Origin of the sequence: Ferruginibacter lapsinanis, from assembly GCF_020783315.1 — a bacterium.
In the GTDB taxonomy this organism is placed as follows: Bacteria; Bacteroidota; Bacteroidia; order Chitinophagales; family Chitinophagaceae; genus Ferruginibacter; species Ferruginibacter lapsinanis.
This window is the reverse complement of the sequence record NZ_CP086063.1, coordinates 767,215-788,451: the sequence shown is the minus strand read 5'-3', so window position 1 is coordinate 788,451 and position 21,237 is coordinate 767,215. Positions and strand designations below refer to the sequence as shown.

General features: G+C 37.0%; 14 protein-coding genes. 6 read left to right on the top strand and 8 right to left on the bottom strand.

The features are described from left to right. Nucleotides 1-387: 387 nt before the first annotated feature. A complete protein-coding gene (gene pheS, locus LK994_RS03385) occupies nucleotides 388-1,419 on the bottom strand; it encodes a phenylalanine--tRNA ligase subunit alpha (RefSeq protein WP_229761480.1) in 1,032 nt (343 codons plus the stop codon). A 63-nt stretch (nucleotides 1,420-1,482) separates the two neighbouring features. On the opposite strand from pheS, the gene LK994_RS03380 reads away from it, so the two are divergent. From LK994_RS03380 to LK994_RS03370, 3 genes are all read left to right on the top strand, one after another. Then, nucleotides 1,483-2,631: a formimidoylglutamase gene (locus tag LK994_RS03380; RefSeq protein WP_229761479.1), complete on the top strand. Its 1,149-nt coding sequence runs from the start codon at nucleotides 1,483-1,485 to the stop codon at nucleotides 2,629-2,631. Nucleotides 2,632-2,657: 26 nt separating this feature from the next. Beyond that, nucleotides 2,658-4,049 (top strand): D-alanyl-D-alanine carboxypeptidase, encoded by a 1,392-nt coding sequence (locus LK994_RS03375; protein ID WP_229761478.1) that lies wholly within the window; start codon nucleotides 2,658-2,660, stop codon nucleotides 4,047-4,049. A gap of 94 nt (nucleotides 4,050-4,143) precedes the next feature. After that, entirely contained in the window at nucleotides 4,144-7,137 is a 2,994-nt protein-coding gene (locus tag LK994_RS03370; protein ID WP_229761477.1) for a PKD domain-containing protein, read from the top strand. 62 nt (nucleotides 7,138-7,199) lie between these two features. Here LK994_RS03370 and mutL read toward each other — a convergent pair whose 3' ends face one another. Next, on the bottom strand, nucleotides 7,200-9,035 hold the full coding sequence (gene mutL, locus LK994_RS03365) for a DNA mismatch repair endonuclease MutL (RefSeq protein WP_229761476.1): 1,836 nt from the start codon (nucleotides 9,033-9,035) through the stop codon (nucleotides 7,200-7,202). Nucleotides 9,036-9,124: 89 nt separating this feature from the next. Between mutL and LK994_RS03360 the strand changes: the two genes are divergently transcribed. Then, nucleotides 9,125-12,016 (top strand): glycoside hydrolase family 3 N-terminal domain-containing protein, encoded by a 2,892-nt coding sequence (locus LK994_RS03360; protein ID WP_229761475.1) that lies wholly within the window; start codon nucleotides 9,125-9,127, stop codon nucleotides 12,014-12,016. Nucleotides 12,017-12,046: 30 nt separating this feature from the next. Here LK994_RS03360 and LK994_RS03355 read toward each other — a convergent pair whose 3' ends face one another. Together LK994_RS03355 and LK994_RS03350 are read right to left on the bottom strand one after the other, a co-directional pair. Beyond that, complete coding sequence (locus tag LK994_RS03355) at nucleotides 12,047-12,289, bottom strand: DUF6814 family protein (protein ID WP_229761474.1); 243 nt, start codon at nucleotides 12,287-12,289, stop codon at nucleotides 12,047-12,049. Nucleotides 12,290-12,298: 9 nt separating this feature from the next. Beyond that, on the bottom strand, nucleotides 12,299-13,834 hold the full coding sequence (locus LK994_RS03350) for an MFS transporter (RefSeq protein ID WP_229761473.1): 1,536 nt from the start codon (nucleotides 13,832-13,834) through the stop codon (nucleotides 12,299-12,301). Nucleotides 13,835-13,908: 74 nt separating this feature from the next. Between LK994_RS03350 and acs the strand changes: the two genes are divergently transcribed. Both acs and LK994_RS03340 read left to right on the top strand, forming a co-directional pair. Beyond that, the gene (gene acs, locus LK994_RS03345; protein ID WP_229761472.1) at nucleotides 13,909-15,846 is read left to right on the top strand and encodes an acetate--CoA ligase; all 1,938 of its coding nucleotides are present in this window, start codon (nucleotides 13,909-13,911) and stop codon (nucleotides 15,844-15,846) included. A 72-nt stretch (nucleotides 15,847-15,918) separates the two neighbouring features. Next, nucleotides 15,919-17,133 (top strand): S-adenosylmethionine:tRNA ribosyltransferase-isomerase, encoded by a 1,215-nt coding sequence (locus LK994_RS03340; RefSeq protein ID WP_229761471.1) that lies wholly within the window; start codon nucleotides 15,919-15,921, stop codon nucleotides 17,131-17,133. A 32-nt stretch (nucleotides 17,134-17,165) separates the two neighbouring features. Here the strand turns inward: LK994_RS03340 and LK994_RS03335 are convergent, their stop codons facing one another. The 4 genes from LK994_RS03335 to LK994_RS03320 all read right to left on the bottom strand — a co-directional run bounded on the left by LK994_RS03335 (nucleotide 17,166) and on the right by LK994_RS03320 (nucleotide 21,226). Next, a complete protein-coding gene (locus tag LK994_RS03335; protein WP_229761470.1) occupies nucleotides 17,166-17,768 on the bottom strand; it encodes a L,D-transpeptidase family protein in 603 nt (200 codons plus the stop codon). 106 nt (nucleotides 17,769-17,874) lie between these two features. Next, entirely contained in the window at nucleotides 17,875-18,723 is an 849-nt protein-coding gene (porG, locus tag LK994_RS03330; RefSeq protein WP_229761469.1) for a type IX secretion system protein PorG, read from the bottom strand. A 128-nt stretch (nucleotides 18,724-18,851) separates the two neighbouring features. Then, nucleotides 18,852-19,730 carry an NAD kinase gene (locus tag LK994_RS03325; protein ID WP_229761468.1) on the bottom strand — a complete coding sequence of 293 codons (879 nt, stop codon included), beginning with the start codon at nucleotides 19,728-19,730 and terminating at the stop codon, nucleotides 18,852-18,854. A 59-nt stretch (nucleotides 19,731-19,789) separates the two neighbouring features. Next, entirely contained in the window at nucleotides 19,790-21,226 is a 1,437-nt protein-coding gene (locus LK994_RS03320; RefSeq protein WP_229761467.1) for a POTRA domain-containing protein, read from the bottom strand. Nucleotides 21,227-21,237: the final 11 nt, after the last annotated feature.

Here is a 21,237-nt window from a genome sequence, read left to right as displayed (position 1 = left end):
CAGGTTTAAATTGTCTTAGATATACAAATATCAACTACACATAACCGTTAGTTAATTTGTTGATTTTCTGTATAATTAATTTGTATATTAAAAATTAGAATAATTCTAGCAATAGTCTGTCGTTAAACGCAGGATACAGGATGGCAATCTATTTGGATATATAGCAATCGTTTTTATGGGTAGACGGAAACAAATATAAAACGAAATTCCAATTTAACGTGTATAAAATACACGTTTTTTTTATATTTTTTTTCTTTTTTATATTTAATTGATAATCATTCTTTTAGAGATTTAGTTCGTAACATTACTTAGTGTACTTTTTGGGACAAAAGGCAAAAAAATACCTCCCGATTTGGGAGGTAAACAAATTTTGTTTTTTAAAACAATCTAAATGGCAGAGGTAAATTGTTTCAGAAATCTTACGTCATTTTCACTAAATAATCGCAGGTCTTTGATCTGGTATTTAAGCATTGTAATTCTTTCTACACCCATGCCAAAAGCAAAGCCGGTATATTTTGTACTGTCGATACCACAATTCTCTAATAAATTAGGGTGCACCATGCCGCAGCCTAAAATTTCTACCCAACCAGTTTTTTTACACACGTTGCAACCACTGCCTCCGCAGATCAAACAACTGATATCCATTTCGGCGCTGGGTTCTGTAAAAGGAAAATAGCTAGGACGAAAACGAACCTTTACATCTTTTCCAAACATTTCCTGTACAAAAAAGTAAAGTGTTTGTTTCAGATCGGCGAATGAAACATTTTCAGCAATGTATAGTCCTTCTACCTGGTGAAAAAAACAATGGGCCCTGGCACTGATCGTTTCATTTCTGTATACTCTACCCGGACAAATAATTCTTATTGGTAAATTTCCTTTTTCCATTTCACGTACCTGCACACTGCTGGTGTGTGTACGCAAAAGCCAATCGGGGTTTTGTGAGATATAGAAGGTGTCCTGCATATCACGTGCAGGATGATTTTCGGGTAAATTTAATGCAGTAAAATTGTGCCAGTCATCTTCGATCTCAGGTCCTTCTGCCACGGCAAATCCCAATCTTTGAAAAATAGAAACGATTTGATTTCGAACCAAACTGATCGGATGTCTTGAACCCAGCGGTAGCGGATCGGCCGGAAGTGATAAGTCAATTGAACTATCCATTGCCAGTTGTTCATTGCCTGTTGTTGCTTTTAATTCATCATATTTGGCTTCTGCAAATAATTTAAATTCGTTCAGTAGCTGGCCAAATTCCCGTTTCTTATCAGCAGCTACATTTTTCATTTCACCCATCACTTCTTTCACCAAACCTTTGGTACCTAAATATTTTATTCTGAAACTCTCTACCTCATCTGATTTTTGAGCAACAAAATCTTTGATCTCTGTTTTATATTTCTCTATCTGTTGTAACAATGTTTCCATAACGCAAAAATACGGAAATGTTTATTGCGGATGAGTAACGGCTATCAATACAATTTGCTAAGTTTGCTGCAAATTAATCGACGGATGTACGACCTGCATGATTTCTTACTACCCATTCACATTAGCGCAATTAATGATGACAACGGATATAATGATGGACAACTGGCCAAACACATGGCTATTTATGAGGGTGAATTACCTGATTTGACTGAAATAGATATTGTATTGGTGGGTGTAGGAGAAGCCAGGGGCAGCGGTGGGTTTAATTCCGGTACAGATACCCCGGATGCCATCAGGAAGCAATTGTATCAACTACATTACTGGCATACAGATGTAAAAATTGCTGATCTGGGAAATGTTAAATCGGGGGCATCATTAAATGATAGTTATGCGGCTGTTAAAACAGTGATTGGAGAGTTGCTTCGACTGAATAAAACAATTGTGATTCTTGGCGGATCGCATGATATTACATTGGCGCAATATTTTGCCTATCAGCATTTACAAAAAACAGTAGAGGCAACCTGTATTGATGCCACTATCAATTTAAAGGGAGAGAGTCCGCTCAGGAGCGAAAATTTTTTACTGGAAATGCTTACCGGAGAGCCGAATTGGGTAAAGCATTATAATCATGTAGGATTTCAGAGTTACCTGGTTCATCCACGTATGCTGGAAACAATGGATAAGTTAAGATTTGATTGTTTTAGAGTGGGGATGGCAAAAGAGAATATGGAAGAAATAGAGCCGGTATTGCGTAATACCAATTTATTAAGTTTTGATATTAGTGCTATAAAATATAGTGATGCGCCTGCCAACGATTGCAGTCCGAATGGATTTACAGGTGAAGAAGCTTGTATGCTAGCACGTTATGCAGGAATGAGTAATGTATTGAGCACTTTTGGTATCTACGGATATAATACACAGGCCGATATTGCTGAACTGACGGCTAAACAGATCGCTCAGGTATTATGGTATTTTATTGATGGTAAAAGCCGTTGTAAACAAGAGGCGATGCTGGAAGACAGGGTACACTTTAATGAATTCAATACAGTGTTTGCTGAAGTAGATACCGTTTTTTTACAAAGCCGTAAATCAGGCAGATGGTGGATGCAGTTGCCGGATAAAAAATTCATTCCCTGCAGTTATAACGATTACCTCACTGCCAGTCATAATGAAATGCCCGAACGTTGGTTGAGAGCACAGGAGCGTAATTAAAAATTAATAATGAAAAATTAAAAATTATGAGAGCATTGTTTCCAAAAACATTTTTCATTTTTTGTTTTTCATTTTTTGTTTTTCTCTCTTCTTGTTCTGTTTCACAAAAAATATCAGCAACTACAGACAAAATTTTGTTTCAGGATTCCTTGATCAGTACCGGGCATATTGGTATAAGTATTTACGAACCTGCTACAAACAAGTATTGGTATAATTATAATGCCGAAAAGTATTTTATACCGGCATCTAATACAAAACTGTTTACGCTGTATGCAGGGATGAAATATTTGGGAGATAGTTTGGTAGGCTTGAGAATTACTGGAAATGATACAATTTGCAATGCAATTCCTTCTGGTGATCCAACTTTTCTTCACCCGGATTTTACAAAACAACCCGTACTTGATTTTTTAAAAGCGAATTATAAATCAGTCTGTTTTTTTCAGTATATAATTGATTCGATTTGGAGAGAAGAAAAATATGGCAAAGGCTGGGCTTGGGATGATTATAATGAAGATTATATGATAGAAAAAAACCCTATGCCTGTTTATGGAAATGCGGCTAGATTTTTTTTAGAAGATCAGGTAGTAAATGTTTTGCCGTCACTTTTTAAAAATGACCTTAACCTTAGCAAACCAATTGAGGGAATAAAATTTACATTAAAGCGGAAACCATTACAAAATACTTTTATCCCGACTGCTACAGAATCAAATTTTAAAAAGCAAACAATTCCTTTTATTACAAATTCATTGGCTGGTGGAATAATGCTTTTAAATGATACTCTTTGCAATTATTATTTTTCAAAAACGAAAGAAAGATGTGTAGGTGGTCATAAAAAAGTAAATTATTTTGGTGGAGCTTATAAATTTGAAAACTCTTCAGACATAAAAAAATATACGGTAATTCATTCCCAACCTTCCGACTCTCTCTTCAAACCAATGATGTACAACAGCGATAATTTTTTTGCTGAACAAACTTTGTTAATGGTAAGCAATGAAAAACTTGGGTATATGAGCGATGGTATGATCATTGATACTTTATTGAATAATGATCTGAAAGATATTCCTCAGAAACCAAGATGGGTGGATGGTAGCGGATTAAGTCGATATAATTTATTTACCCCCCAATCATTTGTCTATGTTTTAAATAAGATGAAAAATGAATTTGGGTTGGAGCGTTTAAAAAGAATATTACCAACAGGCGACGAGGGGTCCCTAAAGAATTACTTTACTGCTGACAGTGGCTATATATATGCCAAAACCGGTTCTATGTCTAATCAGTCTTGCCTGAGTGGTTTTTTGATCACAAAAAAGAATAAGTTATTGATATTCTCAGTATTAGCTAATAATTTTCAAGGGAAGGCTTCAATTGTTCGTCGCTCTGTAGAACATTTTTTACAGGATATAAGAAACAAAAATTAAAATATTTTTTCCGTAAGCAACATTCATAACAAATGCGGTATCTCCATTAAGGTGCCAATATCTTGTTTTGCCTATAAAACCAAAAACGATTGTTATGAAAAGAATATTACCACTTATCTTATTTTGTTTTAGTGTATTTGCTTTTTCTGCAGTAGCACAAACTACCGTTATCTGCAATGCAAATTTTACCTGGAATTCATCGGGAAATACGGCTAAGTTCATACCGGATGTAATTGGGGATACTCCCTATGTTCGGCATTACTGGTCTTTTGGCGATGGTCATTACAGTGATGCCATATCGCCGTATAATACTTATCCTGCCGCAGGCGGAACTTTTACGGTAACTCATTACCAGATCAAAAGAAATCCGAACGGGGTTGAACTTTGCAGAGACTCTGTAACTAAAGAGATCACCTTTCAGCAAGATTGTGTAGTACCGCAATTTACTTATGCTGTTGATGCATCTAATTATCTTACAATAAAATTTACGAATACTTCTTATTCAATTAATGCCAACGATTCAATTTCGTGGATGTTTGGTGATGGGACGCATTCGGGAGATATTAATGCGACTCATACCTATACTTCAGCAGGTGTTTATAAAGTTTGTTTGTTAATAAAAAAACGGAGTACAACATCTAATACCACATCATGTGTAAGGGAAGTATGTACTGAGATAACGATCGTTAAACCTTGCGATTTGAAGGTTGATTTCAATTGGCAGAAAGACCCTGCTATTTCCAATAAAGTTTATTTTGCTAATGCTACATTGCCGTTAAATACTTCGGATAGTCTTTATTGGAGTTTTGGTGATGGAACTTATTCTAAGGATTGGAACCCTGCTCATGTGTACAGTCAGTCAGGAACATATACTGTTTGTTTAAAAGTAAAAAGAAAAAAATTATTTTCAACCGACCCTGAATGCAGCCAGACATTCTGTAAAACAATAGAAATAGTAACTCCTGCATGCACGATAGTTCCCGATTTTACATGGGTTGCCAATGCAACATTGAACACAAGAATAAACTTTACGAATGCTACAGCGGGGTTGACCTCAACTGATTCTGTCAGATGGAGTTTTGGCGATGGTACATACTCTACTGAAGTAAATCCGGCACATACATTCAGTCAGGCGGGTAACTACACAGTTTGTTTGCGAATAATAAAACGTAACAGCAGTGCTCAACTAACAGGTTGCATTAAAGATACTTGTAAAACTATAACTGTTGTATCTCCTTGTGATTTTGTGCCATCTTTCACCTGGGTAACAGATAGTAGCAATACTTTAAAAATAAAATTTACAAACACAACACTTGCTGCCGGCACCGGAACCAATGTACTTACAACATGGATTTTTGGTGATACTTCCGCGGCTGTTACAGGATGGAATGTGACGCATGAATATAGTCAGCCGGGTAAATACTATGTGTGCCTTAGAGTTCAATTAAGTGCTACTTGTGTGAAATATAAATGCGATTCAATTACTTTAGCAAATCCTCCTGTACCATGTGATTTCGTGCCCGGATATACATGGAAAAAGGATTCTCTTAATAATAAAAAAATATATTTCACTAATACTACAGTGCCGCCAACAACAGCAAATATCAGTGCAACCTGGAGCTTTGGTGATGGCTCAGCGAATGTTACATCCTGGAGTGCAACGCATGAATATACTCAGCCCGGTAAATATTATGTATGTGTTAGAATTCAGTCAGGCAGTAACTGTGTAAAATATAAATGCGATTCGATCACAGTAACTGTTCCTCCGCCACCATGTGATTTTGTTCCCACATATACATGGAAAAAAGATTCGGTTAATAATAAAAAAATATACTTCACTAACACAACAATATTACCAACAATAACAAATATTAATGGTCTTGCAACCTGGAGTTTTGGTGATGGTTCTGCAAATGTTACATCCTGGAATGCAACACATGAATATGTGCAAACAGGTAAATATTATGTTTGTCTCAGAATTGAATATGGATCAGGATGTGTAAAATATAAATGCGATTCGATCACAATAACTGTTCCACCGCCACCATGTGATTTTGTTCCCACATATAGTTGGGTAAAAGATGCAACCAACAGCAAGAAAATAAATTTCACCAACACCACAGTATTACCAACAACAGGAGTTAGTGCGATCTGGAGTTTTGGCGATGGTTCTGCAAATGCTACATCCTGGAATGCAATACATGAATATGCACAAGCGGGTAAATATTATGTTTGTCTCAGAGTTGAATATGGAATAGGATGTGTAAAATATAAATGCGATTCAGTTACAGTAACGGTTCCGCCTCCTCCTATCAATTGCAGTCAGTTATCTTTGTTCACCTATCAACCATCTTCGGTTAATCAGCTGTATTATTTTATACCGGCTAATCAAAGTAATGATATTCAATATACCTGGACATTTGGCGACGGAATGGGAAGCCATGATGTTATCAGTAGTCATCAATTTGCTGAATATGGAACATATCAGGTTTGTTTGACAGCATACAAAAATACAAACTGTGCATCTACAACCTGTAAGGCAATAAAAATTACGCCACCGGTGAATTGTGATACCGTGAAACTTTCTTACAGTTATCGCAGAGATCAGTATATGTCTAATAAGATCTATTTCTATGCTGTAAGTAATGTACCTGTACAACAACAAACCTGGACGATCTTCAAACCAGGCAGCAGCAATAGTATAACAGTGAATCAAAATAATCCGATGTATAGTTTTACTGATACCGGTTATTATTATGTTTGCCTGAAAGCTGTAACCAATGGTGGATGTGTTAAAGAATATTGTAGTGCTATACAAATTGAAAGTATCTCAACCAGATGTGAGTTGCAGGCAATTCCAAATCCCGTAACCAACCAGGTAAATGTAACGGTTCAAATGGATGCCCCCGAATTGATACATGCATATATATACAACATTCAAAATGTTTTAGTACAGCAAAAAGATCAACAAGGGTTAGCTGGGAATAATGTGGTAAGTATCAACACAGAAACTTTAGTAGCGGGATATTATACAATTAAATTGATTTATGGAAATAAAGTGTGCTTCGCTAAATTCCAGAAATTATAAACTCGGTTTTTGGGTTTCTTAATGTAAGGTAGGTCCCTGTATTTAGGTATGCAGGGACTTTTTTATCTCCCAAACATTTTGTCCAGATCCGCTTTTTTAAACTCTGTGTAGGTTGGTTTACCCGTAGGGGTAATATTAGGAGAAGAACAGGCAAAAAGATCGTTGATCAATGTTGACATCTCTTTTTCTGTTAAAGATGTGCCTGCTTTTATAGCCTGTTGCCATGCCAGTGAACGCATCAGTTTTTCTCTCTTACTATATTTTAGATCTGTACTGAAATGTTTGTATTGTTCCAACATTTTTTCGATAGCATTTTTTTCGCTGCCCTGTTCAATATCGGCCGGTGTACCTTGTATTACAAATGTATTGCTGCCAAATGGTTCCAGTTGATATCCCAATGTTAGCATGTCGGGTAATAACTCATTTAAAACAGCGGCATCAGCAGGTGTTAATTCTACAGTTACAGGAAAGAGGCTTCGTTGTGTGGCAATAGGTTTGCCTTCAACAGCATTGAGAAATCTTTCATATAAAATTCTTTCATGCGCATTTTGCTGATGGATCAACAAATAGCCGCTATTGGTTTGTACTGCAATATAAGTATTGTGTAACTGAATTAATTTATCTGAAGTGTGTTGAGCCTGGTGCGTAAGCGGTAAAAAATTTGTTGCCGCTGTTTTATTATCCACTGCCTGTTGCTCATTGCCAGTTGCTGCAGCTGGTTCATAAAATTCTTTCCAATGTTTTAATTCACTTCTGTTCTCAATAAAATGCGCCTGATTCTTTTTAGTAAATGTGTTATATAAAGAGGAAGAAGCAACGGATGATTTTTTTTCTTCTGTAAAAGGTTTACTTATAGCATCCAGGTGTTGAATATTTGAATCCAGTTCAAAATCCAGCGTTGGTGTAATGCTGAATTGTGCCAATGAATGTTTTACAGCACTCTGAACAAAAGCATAAATTATTTTCTCATCCTCGAATTTTATTTCCTGTTTGGTTGGATGAACATTGATGTCCACTTGTGATGGATCCAGATCGATAAATAATGCATACATCGGAAAGCTGTCTTTCCCGATCATTTCGTCAAAAGCTCCCATCACCGCATGGTTCAGGTAAGCACTTTTAATAAAACGATTGTTCACGAAAAAATATTGATCTCCCCTGGTTTTCTTAGCTGTTTCTGGTTTGCCCACAAAACCATATACATTCATGTAATCGGTTTCTTCATTTACACTTACCATTTTGGCGTTGTAATTATTCCCCAGTATCTGTACAATTCGTTGTTTAAGGCTACCGCTCTCTAAATGAAAAACTTCTTGTCCGTTAGAGGTAAGTGAAAAGAAAATATCCGGGAAAGCCATAGCAACCCTGATAAACTCATCAACAATATGTCTTAGTTCTGACGGATTACTTTTTAAGAAATTTCTTCTGGCAGGTACGTTGAAAAATAAATTTTTCATAGCGATGCTACTACCTGTCTGCATTGCAACCGGCTCCTGTTTTTTTACAACACTATTATCTATTTCTATATAGGTGCCTATCGGTTCATCTGCTTTCTTTGTTTTTAACTCTACCTGCGAAACGGCCGCAATACTTGCCAAAGCTTCTCCTCTGAATCCCATTGTTTTAATGTGGAAGAGATCATCAATATTTTTTATCTTGGAAGTAGCATGACGTTCGAAGCTCATTCTGGCATCAGTTTCACTCATGCCTTTACCATTATCAATTACCTGTATAAGTGATTTTCCTGCATCTGTTACAATCAGCTGTATTTCAGTAGCACCTGCATCTACGGCATTTTCTAACAGTTCTTTAACAGCACTGGCTGGTCGCTGAATTACTTCACCAGCCGCTATCTGATTGGCAATGTTATCCGGTAATAATTGAATGATGTCGGGCAAATCCTTTAATTTAGAAGTTCAAAAATAACACATACTTTTTACTATATAATCTTTTATCGATAATGCGGAGGTGTATTGCAATTTTTTTTATGGTTCTTTCTACAAGATCTTTTTCACAAAACATAGCTGCTCAGCATTGGGCAGACAGCGTTTTTAATACACTTTCTGATGAAGAACGTATTGCTCAACTGATGGTACTGCGACTATCCACCTATGATTTTAAAGCAAAAACGGCTGTTTTTTTCGATAAAGAAGTTGCCGAGGCAGTACAAAAATACAATATCGGAGGCATTTGTCTGTTTCAGGGAAATCCGGTAAAACAAGCAGAGGTGATCAATTATCTGCAGAGTATTGCTAAAACACCCATCATGACCTGTATTGATGCGGAGTGGGGCGTAGGCATGCGTTTGTTTGACAGCGTACAGGCATTGCCTCACCAGATGATGCTGGGAGCTATGCAGGATGCCAATATTGTGTATCAATATGGAAAACTGGTGGGAGAGCAATGTAAGCGTTTAGGCATTAACGTTAATTATGCTCCGGTGGTGGATATTAATAATAATCCTAATAACCCTGTTATTAACGACAGGAGTTTTGGTGAGGATAAATATAAAGTATCACTTTTCGGCATTGAGTACATGAGAGGGATGCAGGATGTTGGAGTGATGGCTTGTGCCAAACATTTCCCCGGCCATGGAGATGTATCAGTAGATTCCCATCTTGATCTGCCCGTCATCAATAAATCTTTAGAACAATTGGACTCTTTAGAGTTATACCCGTTCAAGCAAATTTTTAAAGCAGGCGTTGGGAGTGTGATGATAGCACATTTGTTTATTCCGGCGATTGATAATACAGCTAACAGAGCCACTTCAATCAGTAAAAAAAATGTAACCGATTTATTAAGAAGAGATCTGGAATATAACGGATTGACTTTTACCGATGCATTGGAAATGCAGGGGGTAAAAAAATTCTTCCCTGATGGAGAGGCATCTGTGCAATCAATCATTGCCGGTAATGATATGCTTTGTTTACCCGGGGATGTAACGCTAAGCATTGATAAAATAAAAGATGCCATTAAAAAGAAAAAATTGAGCTGGGATGACATTTATATGCATTGCAAAAAAGTTTTGGTAGCAAAGTATATGTATGGTGGTGGAAAGTTTCAACCAATCAATACTGATAATATCACCCAAGATCTGAATGCAGGTATTCCTGAAATGAAAAAGCTGGTAGCAGAAAATGCGATAACATTATTGGCTAAATCGAATGAGGCTTTCTTTCCGTTAAATATCGATCAAAAACAAAATCCGGACGTGGCTTATGTTGGCATAGGTTTGAGTAGTGATAATGCTTTCGCCAAACGTATGCGTAATGATTATAATGCTGCTGTTTTCTATTTTAATTATAAGCAGGATGAATCGAGGGTTTTATCAACTATAGAGATCATAAAGAAAAAGTATAAAAAGGTCATCATCGGGATACATGCCTATAGCCGAACACCGGCAAATAATTTCGGTATCAGTACACCGGTGATCGATCTGGTAAATCAATTACAGGATCAGACGAATGCAGTTACGATAGTTTTTGGCAATCCTTATGCTATCAAAAATTTTTGTACTGCGAAAAACCTGATTGCCTGTTATGAAGATGATAGTATTGTGCAAAATGCAGCAGCTGATCTGTTGCAGGGGAAATTTGAAGCAAAAGGAAAATTATCTGTAAGTGTTTGCGATCAGTATAAGTTTGGCAGTGGAATAATGGAGAGTAAAAAAATATTACCTGAGGTTAATCCTGATGAAGTAATGCTGGATATTGTAAAACTGAATGAGATCGATTCTATTGGTAATGCCGCAGTTGCAAGTGGAGCAACACCAGGGTGCGTTATACTGGTGGCAAAAAATGGCAAGCTGGCTTATCAGAAAGCATTTGGTTATTATAGTAATGATAAAAAGGAGCCGCTTACAACTGATGCAGTGTATGATGTGGCATCTGTAACCAAGATGTGTGCTACTACGTTGGCGATAATGAAATTGTATGATGATGGCAAGATCGATTTAAAGAAAAAATTAGGTGATTATTTGCCTTGGGTAAAAGGCAGCAACAAGGAAGGATTGACTATTGAGAATATTTTATTGCACCAGGCAGGATTAGTGCCGTTCATTCCTTTTTACAAAGAAACAATAAATGCTAACGGAATACCATATACTAAATATTTTTCTACCAGTAAAAATGACTCATTCAATATTCCTGTGGCAAAAAATCTGTATTTAAGAAAGGACTGGAATGACACGATGTATAAAAGAATATTACAAAGTCCGCTTACGACCTCAGGTAAGTATGTGTATAGTGATAATGATTTTATTTTTCTAGGCAAGATAGTAGAAGCTGTAAGTGGTAAACCGCTTAATGAATACGTAAAAGAAAAATTTTATGCTCCCCTGAAGTTGACGACCACCGGATTCAATCCTGTTAATTTTTTGCCACTGAATAAAATCGTACCTACTGAGCAGGAAAAAGAATTCCGAATCCAGTTAATACGAGGGTATGTGCATGACCCCGGCGCTGCGATGTTTGGTGGTGTGGCGGGTCATTCGGGATTATTCAGTAGTGCGTATGACTTGGCGATCATTATGCAAATGTTATTAAATGGCGGAACGATCGGAGGTAAACAATATTTACGTAAAGCCACTATTGATCTGTTTACGGGCTATCATAGTGAAGTAAGCCGAAGAGGATATGGCTTTGATAAACCTGAAAAAGACAATGATACCAGAGAAGAGCCGTATCCATGTTTATCTGCATCGCCACTAACGTTTGGGCATACAGGTTTTACAGGTACCTGTGCATGGGCAGATCCGAAATATAATTTGGTCTATATCTTTTTAAGTAACAGGGTCAACCCTTCGGCGGATAATAAAAAACTATTGAATGAAAATGTACGACCGAAAATAATGGAGGTTATTTATAAGGCGATGCAATAAACGGCCGGACCTGCCATACATCATGATTATTTATATTTCCTCAGAACTCTCCGGTAACTTATCATACTCTCCTTTTAGTGAATAATAGCCAAATATCATTAGTCCTAAAGCTATCGGTGTAAATATAGCGATGATAATTATCCATGGGATGGGTTTATTAATATCCTTATTGCCGGCGCCAATATTATGAACGGCGCCCATTACTAAAAAATAAATGATCACAGGAGCCAACAGCATCCACAATACACCCATTATTCTTTTAAGCTGATTCATATAAATAATTTAATCGTTAACGTCCTCATCAATTTTATTGTTCAAATACAAAGCACCTACCACAAAACATAATGCAGCAACACCAATCGGATACCATAATCCTACTAATGGATCATTGACAAAGGTAGTAGAGAGCAAAGTCGCAAGAAATGGCACCAGTCCTCCAAATACACCGTTACCAATATGATATGGTAAACTCATAGAAGTATAACGGATCTTAGTTGGAAATAATTCTACAAGGAATGCAGCTATTGGTCCGTACACCATTGTAACAAAAATTACCATTATCCAAACGAGAAAGATAAATTTATAATAGGTAGTGCTGTTTATTTCTTTATTAATAAAAACTGCATTTTTATTTACATTAACGATATGCTGCAATTCATCCCTGTTCTTATATAATGTATCAGTAACTACTCTAGTAAATTTTGATTGATCAGGCGTTTGATATTGAGCCGATATTTGTAAAACAGAATCTTCGCCATGCATAGAAACTTTCATTTCTTCTTTAATAAAACTATATTCTGTTTTTGTCCATTTTTTTATATCGGTGTCTTTCAAGAATGTATCAAATATTGGTCTGTAAAAAAGTACTCCCAGCAACATCCCTGTCAGCATGATCCATTTTCTTCCGATCTTATCACTCAGCCATCCAAAAAATAAAAAGAAAGGAGTTGCCAATGCAATGGCCCAAAGCAGAATTGATCGACTTTGCATGAATTCCAGTTTACAGGTATTCTCTAAAAAAGATTGAGCATAAAATTGTCCGGTGTACCAGATAACACCTTGCCCCATTACTGCCCCAAACAAAGCCAACAACACCATTTTAAAATTCCCCTTGTGTCCGAAACTTTCTTTCAACGGATTAACAGATAATTTCCCTTCTTTTTTTATCGCAGCATACAATGGCGATTCACTCATCTTTAAACGAATATAGATAGATACGCCTACCAATAAGATCGATATCCAGAAAGGATAGCGCCATCCGCCCCATTCGGCAGTAAATGCAGCATCACTCATATTTGATTTCACTACCATGATCACTCCCAATGCAACAAAGAGCCCAAGTGTGGCGGTGGTTTGTATCCATGCTGTAAAATATCCACGTCGGTTAGCAGGAGCATGCTCTGCAACATAGGTTGCAGCGCCACCATATTCTCCACCCAATGCCAATCCTTGTATCAAACGTAATAATAAAACGAGTAAAGGAGCGGCAATGCCAATTGCCTTATAACTGGGAACAAGACCGATCAGGAATGTTGAGCCACCCATTAACACCAGCGTTAATAAGAAAGTAGATTTTCTTCCGATCAGATCACCTAGTCTTCCAAAAAACAATGCTCCAAAAGGACGAACTAAAAAGCCGGCTGCAAAAATGGCCAACGTACTCAGTAATGCAGCTGTTTCATTTCCTTCGGGAAAGAATTGAACGGAAATTGTTTTTGCCAACATGCCAAAGATGTAAAAGTCATACCACTCTATCAATGTACCTAAGGAAGAAGAAAAAATGACTTTACCAATACCTTTCGTGGATGTATCTGCCATAACTATTTTTTATAAAAGCAATCAGTTTAGCATAAATATATTAAATTGGCATCAAAGAAAAATAAGTTTTAGCTATGTCATACCCATATCAGATCAAGTCGCTGGAAGAATATCATGCAGCGTACAAAAAGAGCGTAGAAAATCCCGAGGCGTTTTGGGGTGAAATTGCAGCAAATTTTATCTGGCGAAAAAAATGGGATAAAGTATTGGACTGGAATTTTAAAGAACCAAAAATTGAATGGTTCAAAGGCGGCCAATTGAATATTACAGAGAACTGTATTGATCGATATCTTGAAACAATGGGAGATAAGCCTGCTATTATCTGGGAGCCTAACAATCCTGAAGAAAGAACAAGAGTAGTGACTTATAACAGATTGCACAAAAGAGTTTGTCAGTTTGCACAGGTACTAATTAATAATGGGGTAAAGAAAGGCGATCGTGTATGTATATATATGGGTATGGTGCCTGAGTTGGCGTATGCAGTGTTAGGTTGTGCAAGAATAGGAGCGGTGCATAGTGTGATCTTTGGTGGCTTTAGTGCACAGAGTATTGCAGATAGGCTGGATGATGCTCATGCAGAATTTATTGTTACCTGCGATGGTGCTTATCGTGGCGCAAAAGATATTCCTTTAAAAAGTGTGATCGATGATGCTTTGATCGGAAATAAAACGGTGAAGAGAGTGATCGTTTATACCAGAACAAGAACACCGGTATCAATGATAAAGGGAAGAGATGTGTGGTGGGAAGATGAAATGGAACATGCAGAAACACAAATTGAAAAAGATGGTGTGGTGTCTTTTCCTGCAGAAACAATGGATGCAGAGGATCCTCTTTTTATTTTATATACATCCGGTAGTACGGGCAAACCAAAAGGGGTGGTGCATACAATTGGTGGCTACATGGTATGGACCAATTATACTTTTGTAAATGTGTTTCAATATCAGAGAGAGCAGGTGCATTTTTGTACGGCAGACATCGGCTGGATAACCGGGCACAGTTATATTTTATACGGCCCATTAAGTGCAGGTGCTACTTCTATAATGTTTGAAGGAATTCCTACCTATCCGGACGCAGGAAGATTTTGGGATATCATCGATAAGTACAAGGTAAATATCTTATACACTGCACCTACAGCGATAAGAAGTTTGATGGGCTTTGGATTAGATCCGTTAAAAGGAAAAGATCTTTCTTCTTTAAAAATATTAGGCACTGTTGGTGAGCCTATCAATGAAGAAGCATGGCATTGGTATGATGAACATATTGGTAAAAAGAAATGTCCGATCGTTGATACCTGGTGGCAGACAGAAACTGGCGGAACATTGATCTCTAATATGGCGGGCATCACTCCTTCTAAACCAAGTTGGGCAACCTTGCCTATGCCTGGTGTGCAACCTTTGTTGGTAGATGAAAGTGGCAAAGAAGTGACAGAGAAAGATGAGCATGGTTTGTATAAAGGAAATCTTTGTATCAAAGCTCCATGGCCCGGAATTTTAAGAACAACCTACGGTGATCATGAACGTTGCCGCACTAATTATTTTGCTACTTATCCCGATCTATATTTTACAGGAGATGGTGCATTAAAAGATGATGATGGCAATTATCGAATTACCGGAAGGGTAGATGATGTGTTAAATATTAGTGGTCACCGTATTGGAACGGCAGAGGTAGAGAATGCGATCAATATGCATGCAGGTGTGGTGGAAAGCGCTGTGGTAGGCTATCCGCATGATGTAAAAGGGCAAGGCATTTATGCGTACGTTATTTATAATGGTCATCATGGAGATGATGAAATGAGAAGAAAAGATATTTTGCTTACAGTAACAAGAATGATTGGAGCGATTGCTAAACCTGATAAAATTCAATTTGTCTCGGGCTTGCCTAAAACAAGAAGTGGAAAGATCATGCGCCGCATTTTAAGAAAGATAGCCGAAGGAGAAACAGAAAACTTAGGAGATATTTCAACGCTGTTGGATCCGGGTGTGGTGGAAGAAATTAAAAATGGCAGGGTGTAGTAATTCTTTTCTTTGATTTTTAATATTTGTGATAAAAAACTGTTAGAACTTTATTTCTATTCCTTTCCTTCGATGCACCCTAAAAATATTGCAATAGAAAATTATACTTATTCGTTGCCGGCGGATAAGATCGCTTTACATCCTTTGGCAGACAGGGATGGCTCCAGGTTATTGGTATATAAAGATGGAGGTATTGAAGAAAGTATTTATAAAAATATTCATCAATATATTCCTGAAAAAAGTGTACTCGTATTTAATGATACAAAAGTGATCAATGCAAGGATCATTTTTACCAAACCCACCGGTGGAGCAATTGAAATATTTTTACTGGAACCATGGAGATCAGATTATGTTACGGCATTGTCAGCCACTACCACTACCCAGTGGAAATGTTTTGTAGGGGGAATTAGTAAATGGAAGGATGGAGTTTTACAATTACGGGTTGCGGATTACGAGTTACGAATTGAATTAAAGGAAAAACTTTCCGATGCTTATGTGGTAGAATTTAATTGGGATGGTGGAGCCGGTTTTGCTGAGGTAATTGAAACTGCGGGGAAGATACCCTTACCACCATACATTAAAAGAGTGGCAGATGTAGAGGATGCGGATAGGTATCAAACTGTTTATGCAAAAGATGATGGATCGGTAGCAGCACCAACCGCAGGATTGCATTTTACCGAAGAGGTATTCTCGTCTCTTTCCCAAAAAAATATTGTAACAGAATTTGTAACACTTCATGTTGGAGCAGGAACGTTCAAGCCCGTAAAAGCGGTAACTATGCAGGAGCATGAAATGCATGCAGAGTGGATCGATGTAGATATATCAGTGATAGAACATCTTATCGCTAATTTGGATAATTTGATCGTTGCAGTGGGTACTACTTCGTTGAGAACACTGGAAAGTTTGTATTGGTTGGGAGTGAAGGCACTGAAACATCCTGCTGCTGAATCACTCTCATTGACTCAGTGGGAGGTATATGACGAATTGGATGGAAGTGTTGTTGTTGCAGATGCATTATCTGCATTAATTATTTGGATGAAAACCCAAAAAAAGTCGTCTCTTTTTACACAAACACAGATATTGATTGCTCCGGGTTATATTTTTAAGATCGCAAAAGCGATTGTAACAAATTTCCATCAACCCAATTCCACTTTATTATTGCTGGTAGCTGCTGCTGTTGGCGAAGACTGGAAAAAGATCTATTCCTATGCGTTGGAAAATAATTTTCGTTTTTTAAGTTACGGAGACGGAAGTCTGCTATTTATTCAAAAAAATAGTACAAATTAAATTCACCAATTTTCCTTTCGGGGGGTGTTTAATTATTGTTGAATAGTAACGGGAGTTCCTACAGGAATATAACTGAAAAGGTCTTTCATTTCTGTATATTTTACAGACACACATCCATCAGTCCAGTTGTAAAAATTATCTACGGTCCATTCTTCCTGCGGACGTGTAGCGTGTATAGCAATACCATTACCTATTCTGGCATTTGGCGCAATTAAACCCTGTGCTTTTCTTTGATTGAATTTTTGAATGCTGGTAGGGTTAGGGTAATCCAATAATAATTCCGGTCCCCATTGTTTGTGAATTTTTTTCAGGATCACTTTAAATTGTCCATCAGGAGTTCTTTTATCACCTTCTTTCATTTTATCACCCAGGTCTTTTCCTCCAAATACCACCGGATAGGTAGCATACCAACCTTCGTCATCATATACTTTTAATTCGTAATCACTTTTGTCAACGATGATATAATATGGATTTTCAAGACTATCAGTGTCTGCGGCAGCAGTTTGTTTAACTACTTTGGTAACAGAACTTTTCTTAATGCTGCTACGTTTCTTTTTCTTTGTTGGAGGAACGAAAGCTAAGAGGGAAATACAGATTAAAAAAAATACTAACTTAACAAGGCCGGTGTTTTTCATTTTTTTATCAGATGATTTTTATACCACGAATAATTCAAACTTCGTGCCACCCAAAAATAAGCGATTTTTTTTTTCGATAATGCTATGTTAAAATCTTTTAGAAAAATTAATAGTTAGTAGGGCAGCGATATCCTTTGATATTAAATGAAATACCAATCTCTGCAATGATGTACTGGTCTTTCTGCTTGCTCCATCCTCTTTGACGGCCTTCAACACCAATAGGAATGGCTGTTACTTCAGGACTCCTGTCCTGTAAAAGATTAGCGGTGGGGTCGCTTGTAAATTTATCAGCACCCACATAAGTGGTACTTACATCATCTAAATAATCAGTTAAGGTAAGTCGTTGTCCAATTTGGAAGGACAGGTTCATATTACTACTTACATTGTATTTTAACCCTACACCAAATGGCATGCATACAGCTGTTGTTTTGTATGGTTTGCGTTTTTTTCCGGAAAGATCAGTATACCCTATGTTTTGTCCCTCTGTGCCTAAGTCGCGTAAGTAAATTTTCGATCCATTCAACTCTGTATAGGGGTTAAAACTGAATACCCCCAACCCAAGAGTGATATAAGGGGTAAAAGTATAATTGGGATCTCCGGGGATATATTTAAAAAAATTAAAATCTCCGTGCAAGGCAACTTCCCATAAATTAGTTTGAAAGCTTAGGTTTCTTGCCTGTTGAAAAGATATCTTAGAATCAGCGTCACTAAAACCTAATTGAGTATAATGTGCACTCAGGCGTAAGCCCAAATAAGTAGTGAATTGTTTGCGATAAAATATACCAATTGCCGGCTTGAATTTTTTAATGGCAGCCCGGGGGTTAAGGTCTCCGAAATACTGTGATGCTCCTACCGTGAAACCAATATCGCCTTTCTGAACAATGCTTTCATTTTGTGCTTGTGCAGAAAAAAACAGGAGGCTCGCCACAAGAACCATAAAAAACCTTTCTTTCATGTTTGCAAAGTAAAACATTGTTTGATAAAAACGACACAAAGCGTTTTTTGTTATGCTAAAAAAATTGTAAATATGTTTTTAAATGATATCTGGAAGGAGAGATACTGTAAAATTTAGCCAGATCAATTTTAATTTCTTTTATCAAGACCCCAGGAAAGCTTATTTCGCAGCGTTTGTAAAAAATTATTTTCATTTAAACGAATAAGACTTATTTCAAATGTTTCTTTTTTTACGGCGATCTGTATTTCTTTTGGTACCACCATACGCCTGCTATCGAGTGTACATATAAAAGAGTCTGTTCTTCCCTCTACTTCAAACGAAATAATATTATTGTCTGGCACAACAATAGGGCGGATATTTAAATTGTGTGGTGCTACCGGAGTAATTACAAAACTACCACTATCCGGAAAAACAATGGGGCCATTACAACTAAGTGAGTAACCGGTGGATCCTGTTGGGGTAGCTACAATCAATCCATCTGCCCAGTAGGTATTTAAAAATTCTCCATTCAGATAAGTATGGATCTTTATCATAGATGAAGAATCCTTTTTTTGGAGTGTAAATTCATTTAATGCATAAGGAACATCATCAAAAACCGGGATATTGGCATCCAGATGGATCAATGTTCGTTTATCCAGTACATAGGTTCTTTTTACTAATGCCTCGATAGCTGTATGCAATTCTTCTTTACCAATATTTGCTAAAAAACCCAATCGGCCATAATTGATACCCAGTACCGGAATGCCTTTGTCTTTTACTAAAGTAACAGTATCCAATAGTGTGCCATCACCTCCTAAACTTATGATACAGTCGATTGTTTCGTCCAGATCATCCGAAGAGCTGAATGTAGAATACTTGCCTTTCATTTTTACGGAAGAGTAAAACTGGTTAAAGAAATCCTGAGAAAAAACAGCTTCTACCTTGTAGGCATGTAACTCCTCCAAAAAAGATTCAATATCATGATGTTGATTATTTTCGATACCCCTGCTATAAATGGCGATTCTCATAATAATTTTTTAATGGTTAATATTGAATCAGATCAATATTCAATATCTCCTTCCTTGCGTTAAAAACTGCTACGCATACGTAAAAATAAACCGTTTTGTCCTAATTGGTTAAAACTATATTCTAAACGGAGGGTCGCATCATATGTAGTTAATATGTCTATACCGGCTCCTACAGTATATAAAAATCGGTTACTCAGGTAAGTGTCGTATTGGTTTTGCGTATATACATAGCCAAAATCGGCATATGTTTTAGCAAAGATGGTAACAGGAAGGCTGCTGATCGTTTTAGCCTTAAATGGTAAACGAATGCGGAAGTATAATAATTTCTTTTTTAAAGTAGATTTTGCCAATGCGTAAGCCACCCCGTCTATTACATAGTTTTCGAGTCCACGCAAATATGCTTCACCGTAACCAAAAGACCGTTGATTGATATATGCCTGATCAAACGGCATATTGATTTTTCCCATTGTTTCGAGGCTGGAATACCAGTTTTTCTTCATGTTCGAATATTTCGACCAACGGCCGTCGATCTGAAAAGAATTGATATCTCCTTTCAATTTCAATCCTCGTTTTGACACAGTCCCTGAATATACTTTTCCTACAAGCGGATAAGAGATATTGTCTACATCTGTAAACTGATAGGTGTAAGAGAGGTCAATAATATTTTGGCGGGATGATGTACTGTTAAAATAAGAAGGATTATAAACAGATGTGATAACAGAATCGTTAACAGATAGGCCTGAAAATGAGAGGCTAAAAGTGTGTCTTTCTGTTATTCCTCTGCGTAAGGTATATGCTGTATTTACAAAGAAACGCTGATTAGAAAAATCTTCCGATTTTAAAAACAGCAATTTATTGTCGTAAGAAGTTTTATAAACAATTTCTCTGTTTTGAGTAAACCCTATTCCCACAGAAAATCCTTCGGTAAGTGCCGAGTTACTATAGGGTTGAGAATATGAAAACGAAATATTTCTCGTATATCCATTGAGTGCTGTGATCCTTAGCTGATCTCGTCTGCCTGTAAGATTGTAGTGGGCAAATTTTAAACCGTAGTTTACCCTGGAGAGATCTCCATTATGGTTATTTAGCCAGTCATTTAAATTTCTATCTACCCATTGGAATTGAGGGACAGGGAAAATGTACCACCTCTCTTTTACCTCAACAGATACTACCAGCAGGTTATTTGGCAGCGTATCTGCGGTAACTTTAACTTCATTGAACAAAGTGGTGTTATAAATAAATTGCCTGGATTTTTCGAGGGTTATTGGTAATGCTGCACTATCAATATAATCTCCTTCTCTCATCAGCATTTCTCTTTTGATAATATAACCTTTGGTTTTTTTATTACCGATGATCTTTATTTCTTTTACCTGAAATCTTCTGGCAGCAGTATCCTGATCGTTTGATATTGCAACGGATTGGGATTTTGCTTTTTGTGAAAGAATGGAAAAAGCTCCAGCAAGAAAACAGAAAAATATTTTTTTTATTACATTCATTATACCAACCC